This is a genomic window from Desulfovibrio diazotrophicus (genome assembly GCF_902498985.2).
GTDB lineage: Bacteria > Desulfobacterota > Desulfovibrionia > Desulfovibrionales > Desulfovibrionaceae > Desulfovibrio > Desulfovibrio legallii.
In genome coordinates, this window is the sequence record NZ_OX346397.1 from 2,299,916 (window position 1) to 2,324,752 (window position 24,837).

The 24,837-nt window shown below is 61.7% G+C and carries 16 protein-coding genes and 1 tRNA gene; 8 read left to right on the forward strand and 9 right to left on the reverse strand.

Features of this window, described 5'->3' with window-relative positions:
• The 5 genes from phnH to J7I12_RS10000 form a co-directional block, all read right to left on the reverse strand.
• Positions 1-654: a phosphonate C-P lyase system protein PhnH gene (phnH, locus tag J7I12_RS09980; protein WP_302548592.1), complete on the reverse strand. Its 654-nt coding sequence runs from the start codon at positions 652-654 to the stop codon at positions 1-3.
• Positions 651-1,139 carry a phosphonate C-P lyase system protein PhnG gene (gene phnG, locus J7I12_RS09985; protein WP_118229914.1) on the reverse strand — a complete coding sequence of 163 codons (489 nt, stop codon included), beginning with the start codon at positions 1,137-1,139 and terminating at the stop codon, positions 651-653. Before phnG ends, phnH begins: the two co-directional genes overlap by 4 nt.
• 845 nt (positions 1,140-1,984) lie before the next feature.
• Complete coding sequence (locus J7I12_RS09990; RefSeq protein ID WP_487125664.1) at positions 1,985-4,588, reverse strand: DEAD/DEAH box helicase; 2,604 nt, start codon at positions 4,586-4,588, stop codon at positions 1,985-1,987.
• Positions 4,585-5,541 (reverse strand): HamA C-terminal domain-containing protein, encoded by a 957-nt coding sequence (locus J7I12_RS09995; RefSeq protein WP_487125665.1) that lies wholly within the window; start codon positions 5,539-5,541, stop codon positions 4,585-4,587. Before J7I12_RS09995 ends, J7I12_RS09990 begins: the two co-directional genes overlap by 4 nt.
• 147 nt (positions 5,542-5,688) lie before the next feature.
• Positions 5,689-5,765: transfer RNA gene (locus J7I12_RS10000), tRNA-Met, on the reverse strand.
• Between the two features lie 657 nt (positions 5,766-6,422).
• Here J7I12_RS10000 and J7I12_RS10005 point away from each other — a divergent pair.
• The 5 genes from J7I12_RS10005 to J7I12_RS10025 all read left to right on the forward strand — a co-directional run bounded on the left by J7I12_RS10005 (position 6,423) and on the right by J7I12_RS10025 (position 13,810).
• Positions 6,423-6,911, forward strand: a complete 489-nt coding sequence (locus tag J7I12_RS10005) for a CvpA family protein (protein ID WP_118229915.1) — start codon at positions 6,423-6,425, stop codon at positions 6,909-6,911.
• Positions 6,912-6,932: 21 nt separating this feature from the next.
• Positions 6,933-7,823 (forward strand): nucleoside triphosphate pyrophosphohydrolase, encoded by an 891-nt coding sequence (gene mazG, locus J7I12_RS10010; RefSeq protein ID WP_118229916.1) that lies wholly within the window; start codon positions 6,933-6,935, stop codon positions 7,821-7,823.
• 262 nt (positions 7,824-8,085) lie between these two features.
• Complete coding sequence (locus J7I12_RS10015; protein WP_130958016.1) at positions 8,086-10,323, forward strand: hypothetical protein; 2,238 nt, start codon at positions 8,086-8,088, stop codon at positions 10,321-10,323.
• Positions 10,320-12,629, forward strand: coding sequence for a hypothetical protein (locus J7I12_RS10020; protein ID WP_130958015.1), 2,310 nt, complete (start codon positions 10,320-10,322; stop codon positions 12,627-12,629). The genes J7I12_RS10015 and J7I12_RS10020 overlap by 4 nt, the downstream gene beginning before the upstream one ends.
• 158 nt (positions 12,630-12,787) lie before the next feature.
• On the forward strand, positions 12,788-13,810 hold the full coding sequence (locus tag J7I12_RS10025; protein WP_288907880.1) for an NAD-dependent epimerase/dehydratase family protein: 1,023 nt from the start codon (positions 12,788-12,790) through the stop codon (positions 13,808-13,810).
• A 348-nt stretch (positions 13,811-14,158) separates the two neighbouring features.
• Here the strand turns inward: J7I12_RS10025 and J7I12_RS10030 are convergent, their stop codons facing one another.
• From J7I12_RS10030 to J7I12_RS10045, 4 genes are read right to left on the reverse strand one after another with little or no spacing between them, the layout of a single operon-like run.
• Positions 14,159-16,477 carry a hydratase gene (locus tag J7I12_RS10030; RefSeq protein ID WP_118229920.1) on the reverse strand — a complete coding sequence of 773 codons (2,319 nt, stop codon included), beginning with the start codon at positions 16,475-16,477 and terminating at the stop codon, positions 14,159-14,161.
• A 44-nt stretch (positions 16,478-16,521) separates the two neighbouring features.
• Positions 16,522-17,187, reverse strand: a complete 666-nt coding sequence (locus J7I12_RS10035) for a LysE family translocator (protein WP_118229921.1) — start codon at positions 17,185-17,187, stop codon at positions 16,522-16,524.
• Positions 17,188-17,245: 58 nt separating this feature from the next.
• Positions 17,246-18,388, reverse strand: a complete 1,143-nt coding sequence (gene icd / locus J7I12_RS10040; protein WP_118229922.1) for an NADP-dependent isocitrate dehydrogenase — start codon at positions 18,386-18,388, stop codon at positions 17,246-17,248.
• A gap of 44 nt (positions 18,389-18,432) precedes the next feature.
• A complete protein-coding gene (locus J7I12_RS10045) occupies positions 18,433-20,292 on the reverse strand; it encodes a triose-phosphate isomerase (RefSeq protein WP_130958014.1) in 1,860 nt (619 codons plus the stop codon).
• A gap of 271 nt (positions 20,293-20,563) precedes the next feature.
• Here J7I12_RS10045 and J7I12_RS10050 point away from each other — a divergent pair, with 271 nt between their 5' ends.
• Genes J7I12_RS10050 through thrC form a run of 3 tightly spaced genes read left to right on the forward strand, consistent with a single transcriptional unit; the run spans position 20,564 to position 24,785 of the window.
• Positions 20,564-22,684 carry a ribonuclease catalytic domain-containing protein gene (locus tag J7I12_RS10050; RefSeq protein ID WP_288907883.1) on the forward strand — a complete coding sequence of 707 codons (2,121 nt, stop codon included), beginning with the start codon at positions 20,564-20,566 and terminating at the stop codon, positions 22,682-22,684.
• A gap of 31 nt (positions 22,685-22,715) precedes the next feature.
• Positions 22,716-23,306: a glycerol-3-phosphate 1-O-acyltransferase PlsY gene (plsY, locus tag J7I12_RS10055; RefSeq protein WP_288907884.1), complete on the forward strand. Its 591-nt coding sequence runs from the start codon at positions 22,716-22,718 to the stop codon at positions 23,304-23,306.
• A 33-nt stretch (positions 23,307-23,339) separates the two neighbouring features.
• Entirely contained in the window at positions 23,340-24,785 is a 1,446-nt protein-coding gene (thrC, locus tag J7I12_RS10060; protein WP_288907885.1) for a threonine synthase, read from the forward strand.
• Positions 24,786-24,837: the final 52 nt, after the last annotated feature.

Consider the following 24,837-nt stretch of genomic DNA (forward strand, 5'->3'; position numbering starts at 1 on the left):
TCAGGACTCCGACTTTTGCGGCATGGGCCTTATGCCGGTTGTGCGGGGCAAACCCGCCATGATGGGCCCGTTGTCGGAAAGGTTATCGTCCAGCAGCAGCACGTCGACCCCCAGAGGGTAGGCTTGGCGGTTGTCCTGCCACTGCTCCACAAACGTGGGGGGCAAACCCCGGCAGGCCAGAGGGCGGGCGGTGTCCCGACCTGTTTCAGGGCCGCCGATGCCAGGGCCGGCAGCCAGAACGTCCGCCGGGCCGCTCAAACGCGCAGACAGTATCAGCGTGGCGCTCTGTTCGGGGCAAACGGCCGAACCCTGGGCAAAGGCGCTGAGGGGGGGCATGGTCAGGGGGGAAATAATAAAGGCAAAGGCGGCGAGGCCTGGGTCTGCCGTGATGGGGGAGCCGCAGTGAAACCGCAGGTAGGCGTGCAGCGCCTCACTGCGCAGCTCCGGCTGAAGCCACAGCGGGGTTTCGCCATCGCAGAGGGTCAGGGCCAGAGCGGCCATGCCGGAGCCAAAAGCACCACCGGGCACGGGCAGGGGCGGCAGCACCGGCAACCGCACGGGCAGGGCCGGGCGGCTCATGGCGTCCAGCACGGCGCGGTAGCAGCTCTGGCAGTCCAGTACGGGATTGGTAAAGCCCTGTGTCAGGGCGGTCATGCGTTTTCTCCCCGCGCCAGCGTAAAAAAGTTTACCCTAGTGGGGGCGATTTGGCGTTCTTCTTCGGCGGCTTCCTGTTTTTCCAGATCGCGCAGATGGTCAAACAGATCCGCCCTGAGGCGCGTGGCGTAGCCCGGCAGCTGCATAAGGGCATCACCCAACGCTGCCAGCTCGGCGTGACGCGGTCTGTTGCCGCATATCCAGGCATAGCCCTGCACAGGCCGGCCGGGCTCACCGGCTTGGGCAGGTGGATGGGACAGGCTGACGGCGCAACGCGTGACAAGCATTTCGCCCAAGTTAAACCGCGTACCGCCTGTTTTGCCTTCCACCATCAACAGCCCGGCTTCGGGCCTGCGCAAAAACGTATAGCTCACTGCCTGCGCCAGAGGTTGCAGCAGATCCCGCAAGGTGCCCTCTGGCGCCAGGGCCAACAGGCGCATCCATTGTGGCCGCGTCAGAGCGCCCGCGTGTTGGGCAAGGGTCATGTTCTTCCACCTATATTATTTGCTGTGCGCAAAAATTTGCGCTGAACAAGATATAGGAGGGGCCCGTGAACACGTATTGTCGATACGAAAGCAGTTTTGTGCCGATTCTGCTTTCAAGGCATGACACCAGTAGCGGAGTAAAAGCTGTTTAACCAAACCAGGCGCCACGGACCCGTCCATCAGGATTTAGCGTCCGTTCGGCGGCATCGTCCTGCGGGCTGTGCGACGCGAAATAGCCGTATGGCGGCCTTTCTACCTGCAATGGTTACTTTGGGGGGCGTAGCGGTGAAAGGATTGGGAGCGGTGACCGCACAACTCCTTAGGCTGGCTGACGCCAGAAGAATTTTGCCGACAGAACAGAACCCATAACCCAACAGGAACCACTAACTTACAAGTGGTATACGCAATGGGGTAAGGTCATCATGACCGAACTACAAACTATACTGAAAGAAGCATTGGCACGTTGGGAAGCGGAAAATCACAAATCAACGCGTCACCAGAGCCAACGATTGGATCAGCTTCAAATAGAGATGCAATCCGTTCGAGAGAAGCAGAAAGAATGCGATTATTGCATGAAGCACTTGAACGACTTATCCAGTTCTCTGGGGAAATTATTGCCCAAGTTGACAGCCTGCTTGCACGGCGAAAACAAATGAAACTGATTGGGAGCCGCCTTTTGTTACAGGATGACGATAGGAAATTGGGGATTCGTCCAGGGGCAGATCAAGATCTTAGCATATAGCGTTACCTGAAAAGTTTGTGAAAAAGAGGCAACGTATTATCCCTTAAGAAAACACTTGTTTTTAAATGAAGGCTGACACGAACATGTACTTGCTCCTGTGGCGCTAGCAAGAAGTCGGGGTAAAAGTGTCAGATGGGTTATCGTTATCCTTCTTAAATAATTCAGTAACCTCTTCAATGCAGACACTGGAAATATCGAATTGCTCTAGCGGCTGTGTTTGCAGCCAATTTTTTAATTCTCGGATGCCCATTTCTTTGTTTGGCATAAATTCAATCAAAGATTCTGCGGTTGTTCTCGATAGCCCCAACGCCATCATATTAATCATTGACCCCGATGAACCTCCCATTTCTAAGTAAAGCGGTACGTCAGGGATTGCTTCAATATAATCTGCCAGTGATTTACTCTTCAAAGTGTATGCAAGGAGTGAATTGTAGCATGTAAAATATTTTACATATCTAAATCTCAAGTCATCTTCAATATTCTCCATTGTTTCTCTTATTATTGATGCAACAGTTTTTTTAGGCTCTTTTTTTTTGTAATAAGAAATAGATGAATTAATAAGTTGAGGCAGAGAACTGCCTCTCATCCATCGAAGAGCTAGGCCTGCGAAGAAGGTATGTCGATTGTCGCCTGATTTGTATAGCAAAATATGATTGTGGATTCTTTTAAATGCACGCAAATAGCTTCTATATGAGGATTTAAAATCGTCGAGAGGGAAAGATGGGATTAGTTCGCTGGGGTCAACTTCTTCAATTCGCTTCATGAAATAATTAAGCAAGCCATTTTGGCGAAACACTGATACTCCAATGTTTTTATTTATAACATCAAATGGTAATGGAGATGAATCTGATATATGTTTAATATGCTCAGAGATTTTGTTGAGAGATAAATAATTTTCTTTGTTCTTGTATTTTCGAATGGTATCGCTAAGTCTATCCATTCTATGATCTAAAACAAGTTTCCCAAGGGTAATCTCAAAATTGGAATTTGATTCTGATGGATTTTCAACGGCAGTCAAAAATTCAACAAATTTATCAGAATTGTCTACTATGGCTGTTTTTAGTGCAGAGTCAACGAAAACGTCTTTTCGCTGTGAGACTGGTTTGTTTTCCCAATGTTCATAGTCAATTATGAATACATTGCCTTCAAGCTCTTTCCCGAGCCTTCCGGCTCGTCCTGCTAGATTCCAAAAATCAGGACCGGAGATAGGGGATTGGCGTCCCGTGGTAGGTTTTAGCATGAAGATATTTTTTGCAGGCATGTTTAGGCCATAAAGCAAAGTACTTGTGCAAACTAAATAAGAGAGTTTCCTGGATTTAAAATAGTCTTCTAACTTTTTTCGCAGCAAACTAGGCATATGCCCATAGTGAAATCCAACACCTTTTTCTAAAGTGCCCACTAGGGCATAGTCTTTATGTACATGCTTTTTGACGAATTTGATTAAGTCTACAAGGTCTTTTCGAGTGTCAGGGAGCTCGGGAAGGCTTTGAGATATGAGTTGTGAAATTTTTTCGGCGTCTGCTTTTCCAGCAGAGTATACAACTGAGCTACCTGTGCCTCCCAGTAGGGCGCTTAGGTAGCTTAATTTGTCTGTGTCAGTAGAGAGCCTGATCGGAAGCTCAACCTTTGCGACTTCATGATTTGTTTCCCCAATCTCAATACTGATTTTAACTTCACTCTTGGGAATGCTAGAATAATCCAAATGTATGATATTTTGTGTGACAGGTGATTGCCTAGTAGCGCAGGTCAAAACCTTATCTGTCTTTAACAGCGTAGAAAAAAAATCTGGATTCCCGATCAGTGGTCCGCTAAAAATAAATTGTGTAGATGCTGATCTGTCTAATATTCTATCTAAAACAGATTCCAGAAGGACTCCTCGTGAACCATCTGAAATTATTTGAGCCTCATCTATAATGACAATATCAATATTAATGTCGGCATAAGAGGTTAATAATGCTTCAAGTCTTTCCTGCGTAAGAATATATAATATTTTATTTTTTCCATCTTCACGAATATCAACAGGGGCAGTTGTAATTAATACATCATCAATATTTTGCTTTTCTAGCTCTTTTGATGCATCGTCAGAGACTTGATTAATCAATGCTCTTGTTGGAACTATGTATACACATGACAAGTGCTTATGCGTTTTTAATTTTTCAATCAAATAAAGTAGCAATACATATGATTTTCCGGCTGAGGTTGGTCCAGTTATTGTGACTGAATACTGATTCATCAGTTTATTCCAGCCGTCCAGTTGAAATGGTGTAAAAGTTAATACGGAACCACACGAAAGGTGAATGGATTGTTCAATTTCTGTTTGGACAAATTCATACTGCAATGGAAGCGGAAGTTCCTTTGGCGTAATGTTATTTTCATTGGGCAAAAGGGCGGGGAAATTTCGCAAACGCGCTTGCGTTAATGAGAATAAAGCGCGCACAGAATCATCATCGTCGCATATTTTTAAGGCGGCTGTGCATATTCTTTGCGCCGCCTCCCGAAATCCCTCGTGGCTAGTATCGGCAAAGATTGCAGCTGACTGTAGCAAGCGGGCAAGCGCTGTCGAGTCGAATGGTTCTTCCGTCTGTTGTGTTTCTAGCGCAAGTGAGGAGAGGTCTTTAAGTATGCTTTTTTCAATCAATCTTGATAAATCGGTCTTAAACCCATCAGACGACCAAATATCATAGGCGATCTCTTCAGCAAGCTTCATGACCTACCCCAAAGCTTTGATTGAAATTTTTTTCGAGCGGCGTCAACAGAAGGAAAGGGCAGAAGAAAATAAGAAAATTTGAAGCTCCCTAACCCATATTCTTCTGTTTTATTTGAGATTAAATCGCAAAGTTGCTGAATTTTATTTTCATATTCTGAACAGAACATTTTTTCACAAGCATCATGTTTCACATTTGAAACTATATCGTACAGTGAAGAGTCGAATCCAGCAAGGCATGCATAGCAATCGATAAGATTGTTGCTTTCTTCTTTATATGGATCAAAATAACTTTTTAATGCATTTATTGCTTCTGAATTTAAGTCATCAATATTAAGATTTGACTTAATTATTCTTACTTCTCTTTTATATTTGTCTCTATCTTTAGTAAAACCAGATATTGACTCAGCAATGTCTGTGAGTGCTGAAGATTTATCCTTATGGAGTTTTGATTCTCCCCAATACATTATTAGATTGTCACCTTCAAAGCCCATGTGGATGCCGTCTACACCATGCACGGGCATTTGTAATGATGTTTTGAGGTACATTTTGCAGGCAACTATGGGTGCCTTTAAAACAGATTCTACTAGCATGTAGAGTAAAATTTCGCCAAGTTCTCCACTTCTGCCTGATTTTTCATAAGTCTTTATGAATAAATCTCTAGCTTCTGTAACTAGATCCACCCAACAATCGATCCTATCGGGGTTGGCCATCATCTCTGCTTTAGCCTCTTTAATTCGAGTACGAGGCATGCAAAAATTGACCATTCTGGCATGTGCTATGTCAATCAAATCGTCCACGGTTGGTGCGCTGTCTCTAAAGCGAACATAGAAAAAACGACCTTCAATATCATGTCCTGCGGATTTCCAGTGTCTACTGATAGAACCAATTCTAGCCGAAAGGCTGGGGGTTGTTGTACCTAGCAGTGAAACTATTTCAGCGGGAGTCAGGCTCATGGGAACTCCGAATAAGTATATATTTATCCTCGAATATTATTACCGCGTCTGGGATAGGTATTCAAGGTGGGCTAATCGGAGGGTAGGAATAGGGTAGGACAAATAAAAAAGCCCTTACGGCTCGTCTCCGTAAGGGCTTGATTTATCTGGTTGCGGGGGCAGGATTTGAACCTACGACCTTCGGGTTATGAGCCCGACGAGCTACCGAGCTGCTCCACCCCGCGCCATGTCGCAACCTTTCTCGTTGCGAGAAAAAATATGTAGCCCTTACCCCAGAGGCTGTCAAGCGATATTTGTTTTTTTGCGATTTTTTTTAGGCGATGACCGTAGCGGCAATGTCAGACGCCGCCCATGCGCAAGGCAGCGTCGCCGGGCTGGGCGTATCCGATGGGTAAGGGCCACCAACAAAGTCGGCCTTCCCTGAGCGGGGCCGAAGAAGTCCGTGCAGGAGCGCCAGACCCGCACGCCGCGCGGAGCACGTCGCAGGGCGTCGGGCGTCAGGGCAAGAAGAACATCTCCCCCCCCAAAAAAAACAACGCCGGCGTCAAGGCAAGCTTTTTGCTTTTGTAGATGTCGACCCCCAGGCGGGGCAACGGCGTCGAGGCAAAATATCTGCCCCCTATAAAATGCTGGGCATTCCCCCAAGGAGCAATGGCGTAACGGCACAGGCAGGAGCTCAGGGCAGGGGTAGTGGGGGGCAGCACAGGGCAACCGCGGCGGCGCAGGGCAACGCCAAGGGGCAGGGCGGCGGGACAAGGCGGGCCTGTCCGCGCATTGTGCCCGGTCCGCGCATCTGCTATGCTCCAAGCCACCGCGCAAGGCGTCGCGCCGGGGCGTGTCCCGGCTGCGCCCGACCAACGCGGGCCACGGAGAACGAAGGCATGGGGCAGGACGTATTTGATCTTCTGGTGGTGCTCACCCTGGTGGTCTTTGCCGGGCGGGGTTTTTTTCAGGGTTTTGTGGCCGAAGTGGCGGGTCTGGTGGCGCTTTTGGGCGGTTTTTGGGCCGCGCACCACTACCACGCCCTGCTGGCCCCTCGCCTCACGGCCATAGCCGATCCCTCCTGGCGGGGCATCGCGGCCTACGTGCTGATTTTTCTGGCCGTGCTCATTGCCGTGGCGCTGGTGGCGCGCATCCTGCAAAAAATCCTTTCCTTTTCCTTTGTGGCCTGGGCGGATAAGCTGGCGGGCGGGGCCGTGGGCCTGGCCAAGGGCACCCTGCTCTGCGCTCTGGCGCTTTTGCTGTTGCAAAAATTTTTTGCCCAGGCGGCGTTTATGCAACATTCCCGGACGTTGCCGTATTTCAACGCGCTCATCGCCCAGGTGCGCGGCTGGCTGCCGCCAGACCTGCTGGCCCGCCTGGGCCTCTAACCCCTGCCGTAAGGATTGCTCATGGAACCTACCGCTCTTGAAGCGCTGCAAGCCGTTATCGACCGCCTTACCGCCGCGGACGGCTGCCCCTGGGACAAGGAACAGACCCCCCAAAGCCTGGCCGATTACATCATCGAAGAAAGTCACGAGCTGGTCAGCGCCATCCGCTCCGGCAATGTGGCGGACATTCGCGAAGAGCTGGGCGACGTGGCCTTTCTGCTACTGTTCGTGGCCCGGTTATACGAACGCCAGGGCCAGTTCAGCCTGGACGACGCCCTGAACACCAACCGGGCCAAAATGGTACGCCGCCACCCGCACGTTTTCGGCGACGTCACCTTTGACAGCCGCGATGCCCAGCTGGCCGCCTGGGAGCAGATCAAGCGCGCCGAGCACCAGGACGCCGAAGGAAAGCCGCAGGGGCTTTTTGCCAGCCTGCCCGCCAGCCTGCCGCCGCTGATCAAGGCCTACCGCATCAATTCCAAAGCGGCGCGCGTGGGCTTTACCTGGCAGGACGACGAAGAGGTGGAGCAGCAGGTGGAAGCCGAATGGCTGGAATGGCTGGACGCCTCTGCCAACGGCGATCAAGAGGCGCAGAAGCACGAACTGGGCGACCTGCTCTTCAGCATCACAGAGCTGGGCCGACGCAAGGGCATCAAGGCCAGCGAGGCGCTAGACCTGGCCACCCTGCGCTTTTTACGCCGCTTTGCCGCCATGGAGGCCATGGCCGCGGCCAAGGGGCAGGACTTTACCGCCCTGAGCCTGGACGACAAGGACGAATTGTGGAACGCGGCCAAGGCGCAGGAGGCAGTGGCCGCGCCCCAGGCGGACGCGGCATCGGCCGACCGGACGCCCCCGCAGCCCCTACGTGAAGTGGGGGCAGTGGCCCCTGAATCGGAAACGGACCAGAACTGAGATGAACAGGGCCGCGCGCACCGCACGCCGCGTATTCCGCCCCGCAGGCGCTGCCGTCCAGACCTACCCAGCGTGCGGGCAGGGCTGCAACCTGGTCCGCAACCTGAGCTGGGGACTACCACCAAGGGGTCGGCGCAGGTCCATTGTCAGAATATGCACCGCCGAACGGATTGCGGCAGTCTTGCGGGCGGGCGTCCGCGCTTTTGCGCCAACGGTTGCGGCCCACGGGCCCGCCCGTCGTCGGCCGCCTGCGTATCTGGCCGTGCGGACGCTGTCCCTTCTGCTGTTGCTGCCGCTCCTTTGGGGGCTTACGGCCTGCGCGCCGCACCGTCCGGCCGCAGGCAGGGGCACTGCGCCCGTGGCCCAAAGCGGCTTGCCGCGCGTGGACCCAGGCTACCTGCAGTGGCTGGAACGGCAGTCTTTTTTGGGGTCCGTACCGGCGCTGACGGGCCAGGTTTCCGGCACGGACCGGGTCTGGCGCAACAGCGCCACGGCCCGTCGGCTGCCCTTGCTGCTCACGGCCGCGCCCAACTGGCTGGACGTGAACCCCTTTACTCTGTACGCCGGGCAACCCCTGCTGCGGGCCCTGGCCCTGCAGGACGTACCCCGTTTCATGGTCCAGGCCGGGCTGGACGGACTTTTTCTTGCCCCCAGCGGCGAACGGGGCGACATCTGGACCGATGGCGCGCCCATTGCGCCGGACCGTTACGCCCTGCCGGGCGAAAACACCACCAGCCTGCAGTTTGACCCTGTCCTGGGTGCGGACGAAGATTTTGCCCGGCTTGCCGGGCAGCTGGATGCCCTGCATGTGCAGCTGGGCGGCGAGTTGCCCCCGGCGGCTACAGGCCTGGGACCGGATTTCATCCTTCAGGCGCGGCACGCTTCGCGTTTTGACGGGCTCTATGCCATGATCGCCGTACCGCGCAAGGATTGGGACGTTTTGCCCGTCACGGGCGGCGAATGGGATTGCCTGCCCTTGCGGCCGCAGGCCGTACAGACCCTGCAGCAGCGCGGCGTGCTGCCCGACGTTTTGGGCAGGGACGGACTGGGCTGGACCACGCCCGGCGGCTGGGCCGTCACCGGCGAGGTGCGCGGCGCGGATGGCCAGCCCCGGCGCTGGGCCTACCGTTACCACGGCCATGTCCTGCGGCCGGTGTTGCTCTGGCAGGATCCTTCAGGCCAGGCCAGGCGCGTCTTTTCCGCCGCCGTCATCCGGCATACGGGCCTGCAGGGTCAGGCCCTGGCAGGCCTGCGGCTGGAGGCCCTCATGGGGCTGGACGTGGGCCCTGTGGAAAAGAATGCAGCCCCTGACGCTCCGGCGCCGCAGGGCACGTCCGCCGCAGCGGGCATGGCCCCGGCGGAAGCCCCGACATCTGGCTCTCCGGCCCTGAGTCCCGGCCCGGAGGCCCTGGACGCGCTCTCGCGAGAAATCCACCGCTACGGCGGCTGGGCCATGCTGGACGACGCGCTGCCAGCCGCCCTGACGTCCCGTCTGCAGGGCACGGCTGTGGACGTGACCCGCGACGCCGCCACTACGGCGGGCGCGGCCTGCGCCCTGCTCACTGGCGACGCCGCTCCCCTGGCCGCCCTGCTGCGCGAGGCGCTGCATGCCGGGGTGGACTGCAGCCGCCAGGCCCGCGGCCTGCACGAGGCCCTGCGGGTGGACCTGCGTGCCCTGCCCGACAGCCCCCAATTCACGGCCTGGAAGCGGCTGGCGCGGCAAAAGGTCGGCGCAGCGGCGGAGGCCCCGTATCTGGACGCCAGCCTGGCTGGTCTGGCAACGCGGGCATTGGGCCGACCGCCGTCGGCCGACGCGGCGGCGCAGAAGCAAGTGCCGCTTTCCGGTGCTGGTCATTCCGCTACAGCCCGGACTGTTCCGGCCCGTTCTGAGGCAGCGGTTTCCGGCAAGGATGGCAGCGCCACGGGCCAGGCGGACGCCGCTCTGGCCCGCGCCGCGCTGCTGCTGCTTTCCTGGCGGGCAGGGCTGCCCGGTCTGACCTTTGTGAGCCCGCAGGATCTGACGGGCGCGCTGGTTTTTCCCGGCAGCCGAGCTCTGACGGGTGACGCGGCCCGGACCGCGCCTTTGTGGGAAGAGCGCGCGACCGTGAGGCCCGGCCTGCCCCTGGCTTTCGGCCCGCTGCCCCATCAATGGGCCGAAGCAGGCAGCTTTGCCCGGCAGGCGGCTCGCCTGCTTACGGCGCGTCGGGCGGCAGGTTTGGCCGCCGGTAAGGCGCTGGCCGTCATAAGCGGCCCGCCCGGCTGCCTGGCCGTGCTGAGCGCCCTGCCCAGCGGGGGTTACTGGCTTTTGACCGCCAATTTTTCCGATCACGGACAGCGCTTTGTCTGCACGCTGCCCGCCGCCGCTTCCGGCACAGCCCAGGACCTGGACGGCCGGTCCGTCGTCCGGCAGGGACGCGCCCTGGAGGTGGATCTTGACGCCCGCGAAGCCCGGCATATCCTGGTGGGCGTAACGTACAAGACGCAAGGAGCCACGCCATGACCCAGAACAGCGCCCCTGAATCTCCTGTCCGCGCGGCGGCGGGCGACGCTCCCGACGCCGGGACGCCCGCACAGGCGGCCGCCGGAGCGCCGACGATCAACGGCGAAACAGCCGCCACGCCCTCGGCGGCCGCGCCGCTCACTTCCACCACGGATTCCGGCGACGCCTGGGCAGCCTTCAAAAGCACTGCGCCGGGCGACGCTGCAAGACCCACCGCAGCAACGCCGGGCGTTTCCGCGCCTGCCGCATCCGAAAAGGACGCGCCTGAAGCAGACCCGCCCAAGGGGGACGGAGCCGCTACAGACAGCGCCGCAATACCCCTTGCCGGTCCGGCTGCACCTGCGCCCGACGTATCCGCGCCCGCACACGGCGCTTCCACAGCTGCTGCGGCCGGAACGGCCGGTGCTGCGCCGACGGCAGAACCTGCGGACGCGGACGCCGCAACAGAGGCCGCGGCAGGCCAGGACGCACCCCTGACGCTTACGCCGCCCTCCGGCAATGCCGCCGAGAAACAGGGGCCAGCCCAGGGCCAGGCCAAATCCACGGCTGACGGTTCAGCCGCCGCGCCTGCGGACGGGTTGTTCAATGCTCTGAGCCGGCTGGGGCCCCTTGCGCCGTTGCTGTTGCTGCTGGCCCTGGCCTGGCCCGCCCTGCTGGGCAACGGCCTGTACTGTTCGCGCGAAACCGCCGCCATTCTTGCCTTTCAAGGCGGGCTGCAACAGAATCTCTGGCTGGCCGCCGGGGCGGGGTCGGGTCTCTGGCCGGGCTATTTCTGGTATCTGGGTGGGCTGCACGCCCTGATGGAAAGCGCCGCGCCGCAGTGGCTGGCCGTGTTCTTCCCCGTGGCGGCGCTGCTGGGCGCACTGCTGCCCCTCCTGGCCGTGTGGGTTCTGGCCCGCGCGGCGGGTCTGGACCGGCGGGAAGCCCTGGCCAGCTGCCTGCTGCTGCTGGCCGCGCCCATCTTTGTACCCGCCGCCTATTTTGTGGGGCCGGAAAGTCTGGCCGCCGCCCTGACCCTCTTTTCTCTGGCCTGCCTCTGCGGCGGCTGGCAACGCCCTCAGGCCTGGCTGCGCCTGCCCCTGGGCTTTGTGCTGGCAGCGCTGGCCGGGCTTACAGGCGGGCTCTTCCACGTCCTGCTGCCCCTGCTGACCAGCTTCGCTTTTCTGCCCTGGCGCAGCGGCGGTTTTGCCCGCGCCCGCAGGCTGGACGGGGTTGTGGGCTTTGCCCTGCTGCTGCTGACCCTGACCCTCTGGCTGGGGGCGCTTATGCTGGGCGGCCAGCCCGAAGGCTACCTCTCCGGCCTGGGCGGGCAGTTGTGGCTGCGGCCTGACCCCGCCCGCTGGTGGCTGCCCTGGCTGCTGGCCGGTCTGGGCCTGCTGCCCTGGCTGGGCGTGCTGCTCTGCGTTTCCTGGACGCGCGTGCTGCGCACGGCCGCACGGGACGCGGCGGCCTCCCGGCGGGAGCGGGCGGGTGTGGCCTTCCTCTGGATAGCCTGCCTCCTGGCAGCCCTGCTGGGTCTGGCGATGCCCCACCCGGCGGCGGCCGCCTTTTGCCTGGCCTGCCTGGCCGCGCCCTTGCTGGGCAAGGCCATGCTGCGCCTCTCGTCCACGGGCGGGCAGATCTTCCGCTGGCTGGCGGCCGTGCTGCTGCTGCTGGCCGGTCTGACCCTGGCGGCCCTGAGCTTCAGCTTCAGCCTCAACTGGCTGGCCGGCCTGCTGCCCTTCACGCTTGCGCCGGAACTGGCCGCCGCCCTTACCGGGCTTACGGCCCTGCCCATTCTTGGCGGCCTCTGCCTGCTGGCGGCTGTGCTGCTGGCCCGGCCCGTTCGCGCGGGCATGGGCAACACCCTGTTGCTGGGGGCCTGCCTGGCCGTGGTCCTGACGCTGGGCGCAGCTTTGCTGCTGGGCCCCCGGCTGGACGCCCTGCCCCAGGCCGAACTCAAAACCCTGGACGCCCTGACCGCGCCGCCCCCGGCCCTGCCGGTCCCTGCCGCGCCGGGAGCCACGACGCCGGGAACGGCTGCACCGGAGACGTCCGCGCCTTCGGCCCCTGCCGCACCAGAAGCCTCCACGCCGACGCCCGCGCCGGAAACAGCCGCGCCCGAAATGTCTGCCCCCTCCGCTCCCGCAGGGGCCGCCTCCGGCGTCGCGCCCGAAGCGACAGCGCCCCCTGCAATCAAATCGCCGGAAACGCCCATGCCGCAGACCCCGGCGATCCCGGCGGATCCGGCTCCCGCAGCCCCGCCGTCGCCCTCGGAAAATCCGGCCCCCGATCCGGCCCCGGCGCTACCGGCCACAAGTCTGTAGGCCGCCGGCCGCCCGCGTCGCTTTACAGGGCCGGGCGGCCGGAGTACAAGCGGGACGACGCCAAGGAGCGTTGCCCTGCGCCACAAGGCGCGCGGCATATCATTGCCGGAGCACGCACCTGCGCTCCCGCCAACATGCAACTACAGGACGCAATTTTTATGAGCGCGTATTCCCAACTACAGGCTAACCTGACGGCGCAGCCCTCGCGCTGGCTGATCACGGGCGTGGCCGGCTTTATCGGCTCCAACCTGCTGGAACACCTGCTGCGCATGGGCCAGACCGTGGTGGGTCTGGACAACTTTCTCACCGGCTACCAGAAAAATCTGGATATGGTGCGCGACCTGGTGGGGCCGGAAGCCTGGAGTCGCTTCACCTTTGTGGAAGGCGACATCCGTGATCTGGATACCTGCCGCCAGGTCTGCCAAGGCGTCAACCATGTGCTGCACGAGGCCGCCTTGGGTTCCGTGCCCCGCTCCATCGACGACCCGCTGCTTTCTAACAGCTGCAACATCACGGGCTTTCTGCACATGCTGGTAGCCGCCCGCGACGAAGGCGTGGAAAGTTTTGTCTACGCCGCCTCCTCCTCCACCTATGGCGATTCTCCAGATCTGCCCAAGGTCGAGGACAAAATCGGCCATCCCCTCTCGCCCTACGCCGTCACCAAATATGTGGACGAGCTCTACGCCGACGTTTTCCAGCGCTGCTACGGCTTTTCCAGCGTGGGCCTGCGCTACTTCAACGTCTTCGGCCAGCGCCAGGATCCCTACGGCGCTTATGCCGCCGTCATCCCTCAATGGTTTGCCAGCTGCCTCAAAGGCGAAACCGTCTATGTCAACGGCGACGGCGAAACCAGCCGCGATTTCTGCTACATTGACAATGTGGTGCAGGCCAACCTGCTGGCCAGCTGCGCCGGCGGGGCTGCCAGAAACAAGATCTACAACGTGGCCTTCGGCCAGCGCACCACCCTCAACGAACTCTTCGCCCTCATCCGCGAAGAAGTGGCCCGCCACAAACCCCAGGCCGCCACGGCCCAACCGGTGCACCGCGACTTCCGCGCCGGCGATGTGCGCCACTCCCTGGCCGACATCACCCGCGCCAAAACCCTGCTGGGCTATGACCCCCAGTATGACGTGCGCCAGGGCCTGCGCCTGGCCGGTGACTGGTACGCCGCCAATTTGTAAGGGATGCTTTTTGCGGGGAGAGGGGGACTGTGAGCGTTGCTGTCTTCGCTCGGAACGGCCTTCGTTATAACGGGCGAAGCCGACCAAAGCCCCCCCACACCCTTCAAAAAACGTTTCTCTCCATACGCGCCGCACAGGGCGTACCCTGACCGAAAAAGCAGGAAACCACCCGTCCATCGGGTGGTTTCCTGCTTTTTCGGTCGTTGCCCGTCTGCGCCCGCAGAACCCGTACTTACTTTTCAGTCGTCAACGCGGCGCAATCTTTCTCAGGTCTGTTTGCCTCTCTGGCAGGATACGCCTTGCGCGTCCCCTGAGAAAAGGAAGTTTTCCCTCCACACACAACTACCCCTATTTCCCCCTGCTGTTATTATAGAAGTTGATCAGGCAGCCGTCGAGGATGATCTGACGCTCGTCGGCGGTGAGTTCGCGCAGGGTCAGGGCGATCTGTTCGCATTTGGCGCCGTCGGGGGCGTCGGGGCGCAGCACATAGGCCAGAATGCCGGGGCTGGCGTTTTGCACGGCGTCACGGATATGGGGCACGGCCAGCCAGTCGCCCACGCGCAGGGTCTGTGCCAGGTCCGGGCTGACGATAAAGGGCAGCATACCCCAGTTGATGAGGTTGGAGCGGTAGCGCTTGGTGGCGTATTCCGCAGCCAGATTGGCCCAGCCGCCCAGTACCTTCTGGCAGGAGGCGGCCTGTTCGCGGGCTGAGCCGTCGCCGGGCTTGAGGGCAAAAATGGTGGAACCCAGACCCACGTTTTTGAGGTCCGCGCCGCTGGGCAGCAGGTCTTGTCCGCAAAGGGCAAAGAGCGCGCGCGCCGTGGCCAGCAGATGGGGGTCATCGGGGTGTTCCTGACGACGTTTTTCCATTTGCTGCACGGCCTTGGCCCTTTCCACATAGCCGGGATCCTTGCGTGAGAGGGTGTATTCCGCCAGTTTGGACGGATTGGAGCGCAAGGAAGAGGTCTCGCCAGAGGGGATAAGTTCGTCCGTGGTGGTCACGGGGTCGGTGATGACGCTGGCCACCTGGAGCAGCAAGTGTTGGGGCAGAGGGCTCATGCGGGGCCAGTCCGCGATATTGGGGCCGAAAACCAGGGGCGTTTCGGGCTGGGCGTGGCCAAAGCCGTTGAAGACGCGGCGGTGGTAGATAAGCGGTTCAAAGCGGTAGTGCAGGTCCACCTGGGACAGCTCCGGAGCGGACCAGTCCAGATCCGTGGCCGGGGTCAGGCGGCCGCCGTTGGCGGCGGTGGCGGCAATGGAGCGGGCGTCCATGAGAGCCACGGCGGAGAGCTGGCCGTTGGCGGGTTTGGAGCCTTCGCGGTTGGGGAAGTTGCGGGTGGCGTGACGGATAGAAAGCGCGCCGTGGGCCGGGGTGTCGCCCGCGCCGAAACAGGGGCCGCAGAAGGCATTTTTGAGCAACACTCCGGCGGCCATGAGTTTGGCGTAGGAGCCGTTGTTGACCAGGGCCAGACTTTGCGGTTCGCTGGCCGGGTAGACGGAGAGGCTGAAGGCCGCGTTGCCCGTACTTTGGCCGTTGAGCACAGCGGCGGCCAGAGAGATATTTTCAAAGCTGCCGCCGGCGCAGCCCGCAATAACGCCCTGGTCCACCCACACGCCTTTGTCGTGGATCTTGGCGCAGAGGTTCAGCCCCTTGGCCACGTCGCCGAACTGGCGCACGGCTTCGGCCTCCACTGCGGCGAAAATGTCCTTGGGGTGTTTGACCACCTCGGCCACGGGCCAGGCGTTGCTGGGGTGAAAGGGCAGGGCGATCATGGGCGTCACGCGGCTCAGGTCCACGCGGATGCAGGCCTCGTAACAGGCCGGGCCTTCCAGCTGCAGGGGGGCGTAGTCCGCTTCGCGGCCGTGCAGACGCATGTAGTCGCGCACCTTGTCGTCTGTGGTCCAGATGGAGGAAAGACAGGTGGTTTCCGTGGTCATGACGTCCACGCCGCAACGGTATTCCACCGAGAGGCCAGCCACGCCGGGACCCATGAATTCCAGCACCTTGTTTTTTACAAAGCCGGACTTGAACACGGCCTCCACCAGGGCCAGGGCCACGTCCTGCGGGCCCACGCCGGGGCGGGGCGCGCCTTCCAGCCACACGGCCACCACCTGAGGGCGGGGCAGGTCGTAGGTCTTGCCCAGCAGTTGTTTGACCAGCTCCGGCCCGCCTTCGCCCACGCCCATGACGCCCAGGGCGCCGTAGCGGGTGTGGCTGTCCGAACCGAGAATCATGCCACCGCATTGAGTCATCATTTCGCGCACATACTGGTGGATGACCGCCAGATTGGGGGGCACAAAGATGCCGCCGTACTTGCGCGCGGCCGCCAGGCCGAAGAGGTGGTCATCTTCGTTGATGGTGCCGCCCACGGCACAGAGGCTGTTGTGGCAGTTGGTGAGGGCGTAAGGCAGGGGAAATTCCTTAAGGCCGCTGGCCCGTGCGGTCTGGATAATGCCCACATAGGTGATGTCGTGGGAGGCCAGAGCGTCGAAGCGGATGCGCAGCACGTTTTCGCCTTGCGGGGCCGTGTTATGCGCGGCCAGAATGCGCGCGGCCAGGGTGTTCTGCCGGGCGGCGTCAAGATCCACGCCTTTGGCGCGGGCTTCTTCGGCGCTTTGCAGGGCTGCGCCGTCAATGACCACGGGGTTGCTCACAAGCTCAATCATGGAAAAGACCTTTTAGCGTTTGGCGGTCGCTGGCGCGACGCGGGTTAGCGGGACTGCGCCGCGGCCAGTTTGCAGCCGAAGGCGATAAAAACAAAGCCGGTACAGCGTTGCAGCCAAAGCTGAAAACGGCTGTTCTCAAACACGCGCCGGACGCGGCCCAGCATGTAGGCCAGGGGCACATACCAAAGCAGACACAGGCCGGACAAAATGCCGCCCAGCAACAAAAACTGCGGGGCCAGGGAGGCGTGCGGATCCATAAACTGGGGGAGAAAGGTCAGAAAGATGAGTACAGCCTTGGGGTTGAGGGCGTTGGTCAAAAAACCCTGACGAAAAAAGTGCAGTCGTTGCCGGGCCGAAAGGCGCGGGGCCGGGGCTGCGGCGTCCGTCTGCGGCGCGACGCGGACCACGGCCGCGCGCGTGGCAGGGCCGCAGCGCAGGGCCTGGAGGCCTATCCAGATGAGGTAGGCCGCGCCCACATACTTGAGAATGCCGAACCAAAGGACGGATTGGGCAATAAGGGCAGAAATGCCCAGCATGGCCGCCGTGGTGTGCAGGCAGATGCCCACGGCCACGCCGCAGGCGGCGGCCTGCCCCTGGGGGCGGCCGTCACAAAGGGATATTTTGGCAATGAGGGCAAAGTCCGGGCCAGGCAGCACCACCAACAGGGCGGCCAAGGGCACGAACAACAGCAGGGTTTCCAGGGGTATCATGGCAGCCCCATACGGAGCGCGAACCCAGACCGGCCCGCGCTCCGGCAAAAGCGTGCGGCTACAGGAGACCGCCGACGATCTCGCCAAACTCCCGGCAGCCCACCACGCGCGCGCCGGGCACTTGGTCGGCCAGATCCGGGGTCACGGCTTTGGCGGCAATGGCCTTGCCCACGGCCGTGCGGATGCGCTCAGCCGCGGCGGGCACGCCGATGTGCTCCAGCATGAGCGCGCCGCAGAGCAAAATGCTGCCGGGGTTGGCCTTGTCCTGCCCGGCGATGGTGGGCGCCGTGCCGTGGGTGGCTTCAAAGAAGGCCAGGGTGTCGGACATGTTCACGCCGGGGGCCAGGCCCAGCCCGCCCACCTGGGCGGCCAGGGCGTCCGAAAGATAGTCGCCGTTGAGGTTGGGGGTGGCCAACACGTGGTACTGTTCGGGGCGGAGCAGCGCTTCCTGAAACATGGCGTCGGCAATGCGGTCCTTGACCACCAGGCGTCCGGGCAGGGGTTCCTTTTCCGTGCAGGTGCGGTCGCCGAATTCCTGGGCGGCCACATCGTAGCCCCACTGGCGGAAGGCCCCTTCAGTAAACTTCATGATATTGCCTTTGTGCACCAGAGTAAGGCTGGGCAAACCGCGCTCCAGAGCAAAACGCAGAGCGCGGCGCACCAGGCGTTTGGAGCCCTCTTCGGTCATGGGTTTGATGCCCACGGCCGCGGTTTCGGGCACTTTGTTCACGCCCAGCTCTTCGCGCATAAAGGTGATGAGCCTGCGGGCCTCAGGCGTGCGGGCGGCAAATTCCACCCCCGCGTAGACGTCTTCCGTATTCTCGCGGAAGATGACCATGTTGACGCGCTCAGGATGTTTGACCGGGGTTTCCAGCCCGGCCAGGTGCGTCACGGGGCGGATGCAGGCATAGAGATCCAGGCCCTGGCGCAGGGCCACGTTGAGGCTGCGGATGCCCGTGCCCACGGGGGTGCCCAAGGGGCCCTTCATGGCCACGGCGGCGGTGCGCAGGGTCTGCAGGGTTTCTTCGGGCAGGGGGCTGCCCGTGGCTTTGACGGCTTTCTCGCCGGCCGACAGTTCCACCCAGTTCAGGGTGTGGTCCGGGGCTGCGGCAGCCAGCGCCGCGTCAATGACCGGGCGGGCGGCCCGCCAGATTTCCGGGCCGATGCCGTCGCCTTCAATCCAGTAAACAGTGGTGCGCATGGTGGTAGCGATCCTTGGTTGTGTGCGGCGGGGGTACGCGCGGGTTAAGCTGCGGAGCCGTTGTCGTCCGCATCGTCCGTGTCGTCCGATTCCACTTCCTGCTGCAGGGCGCGGGCCCGCTTGAGCAGCTGCTCCAGCTGGATATCCACGCTGATGACGCCCAGGATGCTGTCCCGTTCGTCGGTCACGGCGCAGGAAACCGTGATGATGAGCTTGCCTGTGAAGTGCGACTGGTAGACATCCATGATGTGCAGGTCGCCGGTCTTGCTGGGCACCTTGAACCATTCCCGCTGGGAAAAATCGTAGCCCACGGGCAGGGCTTCGTAGGTTTCCTTGTATTCGGGGTCGGTGACGGCCGAACACATCAGGCGGCCCTGGGCGTCGGTGAGGCAGCAGTACTGGATGAAGGGGTATTCCTGCACAAACTGGTGCAGGCGGGCCGCGGCCTTGGGGCCGAAGTCCAGCAGATCCTTGCTGCGGGCCAGGCGCACCATGAGGTTGGCGGAAAGCTCCCCGGCCAACTGCTTCATGTGGTCGTATTCCGAAGCGAACAGCTCCGGCATGAAGCGCTGCACCAGGGCTTCCATTTCTTCGTGCGAAAAACTGGTGGTGCGGCCGGTTTCTTCATACAGGGCCATAATGGCGTCGTAGATCTGCCCTACGGCCGGGTGCTTTTTGGAAATCTGCTGGCCCTTGGGCAGCTGCAGATTGGCGTTGATCCAGTAGGCCACACCCGCACGACCGGTCTTGTCCGTGATGATGATGGGCACGGGCCGACCCAGCAGGCGCCTGGTGTCGAAGATATTGTAGATTTCCTCATTTTTGGCCAGGCCGTCCACGTGCACGCCCGCGCTGGTGGCATTGAAGTCGCGCCCCACAAAGGGATAGTTGTGGGGGATCTGGTAGTGCAGCTCTTTTTCAAAAAATTCTACAACTTCACTGAGGATGGTGGTATCTGCCGCGGCGTCGTCGCCCGTGAGGGAGATGTACTCCACCAACAGGGCTTCCAGGGGCGTGTTGCCCGTGCGCTCACCAAAGCCGAAGAGCGTGGAATTCACCGCGCCGCAGCCGTAGAGCCAGGCTGTGACGCCGTTGACCAGCACCTTGTGAAAGTCGTTGTGGCCGTGCCATTCCAGCCATTGGCCGGGCACGCCGGCCTCGTCCGTAAAGGCGCGCACAATGCGCTGCACCGAGCGGGGCAGGCCCGCGCCGGGGTAGGGCACGCCGTAGCCCATGGTGTCGCAGAGACGTATCTTCACGGGCATGCCGCTCTGCTGCGAAAGCTCCATGAGCTTCTGGGCCAGGGGCAGACAAAAACCATAGATGTCCGCTCTGGTTACGTCCTCAAAATGGCAGCGGGGGATGATGCCCCATTCCAGAGCCTGCTCGGCCATATCCACATACATGTCAAAGGCCTGGCGGCGGGTTTTGCCCAGTTTGAGAAAAATGTGATAGTCCGACACGCTGGTGAGCAGGCCTGTTTCGTCAAATTCCATATCGCGGGCCAGGCGCAGGTCCTCCTTGGTAGCGCGGATCCAGGCCGTCACCCGCGGGAAGCGGTAGCCCCGCGCGCGGCAGACGTCGATGCACTTGCGGTCCTTGGCGGAATAAAGAAAAAATTCCGAGGCCGTGATGAGCCCGGTTTTACCGCCAAGACGGTGCAGAAAGTCAAACATTTTGGCGACCTGTTTGACCGTGTAGGGGGGACGGGCCTGCTGGCCGTCACGGAAGGTCGTGTCGGTGATGCGCATCTGCTCCGCCGGCCTGGGGGCCAGCAGCACTTCGTCAAACGAGGTGCGGCAGACACTGGTGTAAGGGAAAAGTTCGCGATAGAGCTGGGGCTTTTCCGGATCCTGCAGGGTCAGGGTGCGATCGCTCCCGCTCCGGTGGATAATGCTGCTCATGGCCGTCCCGTATGCGCTCTGCGTGCGCGGCTTTCTGGTTGTTGTGGCAGGCTTTTTATAGCGGCTTCAGCCCCGCGCGTCCAGCACTGCCGCGCGCCTGCGGCACGGGGCACTTGCCAGGCAGAGAAAAATGAAGGAAAGTCGGGGGCTGAAGCCGCGCCGGGCCGCGTCGGACCGCAGCGCAGACGGAGCGTCCGCCCGCGCGGGGTTCCATACTGCAGGCGCGCGACCGGACGCCGGAGTGGCGCGCCATTACCTTTGAGGAGCGGGCATGAGTGAATGTGTGCGCTACCCCGCGCCGGGGTGCGTTGTGGAATATATGGAGGGCAATGCCGTCCAGATCGCCATGGTCACCGAAGAAGCGGGCGGCCGCTTGCGTCTGCTCCTGCCCAACCGGCGGGAAACCCGCCTCAACGCCTCCCGCTTGCTGCCCTGGCTGGGGCCGCAGCAGGCGGCGGGCCTGAGTCGCGAGGAAGCCGTACGCCTGCTGGAAACCCACCGGGAGGCCCGCGAGGCCGCCGCGGCCGCCGTGCCCCTCATGGACGCCTGGGAACTGGCCCAAGGCGAGGTGGAAAGCGCCCCGGCCCCCTGGTTTGCCGAGCTTTTTGCGAGCGCCCCCGATGTGGACGCCGTGGCCGCCTGGGGCCGGGCGCTGCTGGCCTGCAAAAGCCATTTTCGCTTTCAACCGCCGGAGTTTCAGGTCTTTTCCGCAGAAATGGCCGAGAAGCGCGCCGCCGAAGAAACAGCCCGGCAGGAGCGCGAGGCCCTCATGGCCGGCGGGGCCGCTTTTTTTCGTCTGCTCTGGGATGTGGCCTGCAAAAAACGTGTTCTGCCCCCCGCCACGGGGCCGGGCAGCGAAGACTGGCCTGATCCCCATGTGGCCCGCCGCCTGGAAGAAACGCTGCGCGCCCGCATGGCCGACCCGGAAACGCAGGAGCACGAAGCCCTTTGGCGCGGCCTGAGCAAAGGCCTGCCCGATGTGCCCCACCTGCCCCTGCAGTTGCTCATGGCCTGGGGCAAGCTGCCGCCGCACTACAACTTCTGGCTGGACAGGGCGGACTACGCGCCGGGCGACACCTGGTGGGAACCCCTGACTAATGAGGTGCAGGCCCTGGGCCTGGCCGCCACAGGCCCCGAAGCCGCCGCGCTGCCCCACTGCCCCTTGCCCTTCATGAGCATTGACAGCGCCAGCACCAGGGACGTGGACGACGCTTTTTATGTACGCGCCACGGACGATGGCCTGGAACTGACCCTGGCCCTGGCCTGCCCGGCCCTGTGCTGGGAGTTCGGCGGGCCCCTGGACCGTCTTGTGCTCCACCGGGGCAGCAGCATTTACCTGCCCGAAGGCGACTGCCACATGCTGCCCCAGTGCCTGGGCACCGGGGCCTATTCCCTGCAGGCCGGAGAGGATCGCCCGGCCTTCTGCGTGCGGGTGCGCGTGGACGCGAACGGCAGTTACGGTCCTTGCGAAATTTTTACGGCCCGCGCGCGCCTGGCCGCCAACCTGCACTACGAGGACTGCCAGGCTGTGCTGGACGCGCAGGCAGCGCAAACGCCCCTGCCGGACAACGCCGCCGCGCCCTTTGCCGACCAGCTCGCTCTGGGCCTGGACCTGGCCCGCCGGCGGCAGGCCGCGCGCATCGCCGCCGGCGCAGTGATCATGGACCGGCCGGAACCGGTCATCCATCTGCACGGCCCAGCCACAGACCCGCAGGTGGAGGTGGCCCTGGACTACCACGCTCCGGACGCCCAGCTGCTGGTGGCGGAAATGATGATCCTGGCCAGCGCCGCCGTGGCCGAACTGGCACAAAAAGCAGGCCTGCCCCTGCTCCATCGCACCCAGGACGTGGCCCTGCCCAAAGAATACGCCGGCGTGTGGACCGCCCCGGCAGACATGACCCGCGTCATGCGGGCGCTCACGCCCTCGGCCCTGGAGGTGCAGCCCCGGCCCCACGCGGCCCTGGGCCTGCCCCGCTACACGCCCATGACCTCGCCCCTCAGGCGCTATCCCGACCTTGTCAACGAAGCCCAACTGGTGCATTTTCTGCGCACCGGCGGTCCCCGCTGGGATACGGAGGCCCTCGCCGCCCTGCTGCAGACCCTGCACCCCGTGCTGGACGCCGTAGGCCAGGTGCAGCGCTTCCGCCCGCGCTACTGGAAGCTGCTCTACTTCCGCCAGCAGGGCGACAAAATCTGGTGGCCCGGCGTCATTACGGAAGAAAACGACGTCATGGTCAGCGTAAGCCTGCCGGAGCAGGGCATGTTTGTGCGCGGCAAACGGCGGCTTTTTGACGAACGGGCCTGCCCCGGCATGGCCGTGCGCCTGCGCCTGGGCAAGGTGCAGCCCCTGTACAACGAGATGCAGATCCTCGAAGCCATGACGGCGGAGTGAGCCCGTTTTTACCTCTGCGCGGAGAATCCCCATGCTGGAAGCGCTGTGCATCGCCCTGGCCTATGCCCTTGGCTCCGTGCCCTGGGGCCTGGTCATCGCCAAAACCTTTTGCGGGGTGGACCCGCGCCTGGACGGCAGCCGCAACACCGGGGCCACCAATGTGGCCCGGCTCTGCGGCTTTGGCTGGGGCGTGGCCACCCTGGCCTGCGACGTGCTCAAGGGCGCGCTGCCCGTGTGGCTGGCCCTGCGCGTCAACCCCGCGCCCCTGTTTGTGAGCGCCGTGGCCCTGGCCTGTGTGCTGGGGCACGTTTTTTCCTGCTTCATGCGGTTCAGGGGCGGCAAGGCCGTGGCCACCAGCATAGGCGTGTTCCTGCCCCTGGCCTTCTGGCCCCTGCTGGCCGCCAGCCTGCTGTGTGTGCTGATTATCTGGCGAAGCGGCTACGTTTCCCTGGGTTCGCTCGCCCTGGTCACGGCCCTGCCCCTGGGTCTCTGCCTGACCGGCCAATGGGCCTGGCTGCCCTTGGCTCTCTGCGTCTGGGCCCTGGTGGTCTGGAAGCACCGCGAAAATATCGCCCGCCTGCGCGCCGGCACGGAAAAAACCTGGCGCAAGGGCAAAAAATAAGTTGCAGCACGCTGCAGTAAAAGGAGTTGGACCATGACCGCGGATTTTCCGGCCTACAGGGGCCGTATGGAATATGTCTGCCTGGACTGCGGGGCCCGTTACCCCGGCGACAGCCTGCTCTACACCTGCCCCCAGTGCGGCGGCGTCTTCCTGCTGGAAAACCTTGACTTTGACCAGCTCAAAGCCCGCAGCGGGCAGGAATGGCGCACGCTTTTCGACAGCCGCGCCGTCAGCCGCACCACTGCCCTGCGCGGCATTTTTCGCTACTATGAGCTGCTGGCTCCCCTGCTGGAAGAAGACGACATCGTCTACCTGGGCGAAGGCCTTACCCCCATCGTGGAGGCCGCTCCGGCCCTGCGCGCCCTCGTGGGCCAGCCCTTTGCCTACAAGAACGACGGCCAGAACCCCAGCGCGTCCTTTAAGGACCGCGGCATGGCCTGCGCCTTCAGCTATCTCAAATGGCTCTGCCGCCGCCATAACTGGGACGAAGTGCTCACGGTCTGCGCCTCCACGGGCGATACCTCCGCCGCTGCCGCCCTGTACGCCGCCTATGTGGGCGCGCCCCTCAAATCCGTGGTGCTGCTGCCCCACGGCAAGGTGACGCCCCAGCAGCTTTCCCAGCCGCTGGGCAGCGGGGCCACCGTGCTGGAACTGCCCGGCGTGTTTGACGACTGCATGAAGGTGGTGGAGCTGCTGGCCGAAAATTACCGCGTGGCCCTGCTCAATTCCAAAAACAGCTGGCGCATCCTGGGGCAGGAATCCTACGCCTACGAAACCGCCCAGTGGTACGGCTGGAATGTGGCCGACCTCTGCCTCTTTGTGCCCATCGGCAACGCGGGCAATATTACGGCCATTATGTCCGGCTTCCTCAAGCTGCTGGATCTCGGCATCATCACGGCCCTGCCGCGCGTCTTCGGCGTGCAGTCCGAACACGCCGATCCGGTCTGGCGCTACTATGACGCTCCCGCCGCCTCGCGGCACTGGCAGCCCGTTACGGTGCAGCCCAGCGTGGCCCAGGCCGCCATGATCGGCAACCCCGTGTCCTTCCCCCGCGTGCGCCGTCTGGCCGAACGTTTTGTGGAAAAAGGCGGCCCACGCGCCTTTCAGGTGGTGCGCGTCACCGAGCAGCAGATCATGGACGCCATGCTCCTGGCCAACCGCCACGGGCACATTGCCTGCACCCAGGGCGGCGAATGCCTGGCCGGCCTGCGCAACGCCCGCGAGCTGGGTCTTATGAACGACAACGAACACGCCCTGCTGGACGCCACAGCCCACGCGCTCAAATTCTCCGGCTTCCAGGACATGTATTTTTCAGACAGCTTTCCCCCGGCCTACGGCGTTACCCCGGACAAGAGCCTGGCCAACCGCCCGGAGCTCCTCCTGCCCGAAGCCGAACGCCAGGACTGCAGCCTCGAAGACTTTACCCGCAAAGGCGCTGCGGCCGTGGTCCGCCGCCTGGGCCTGCAGAAAAAGGGGTAGAAGTTTTTTGTGGGGGAAGGGAACTTCTGAGAACAAAAGTTCCCCTTTCCCC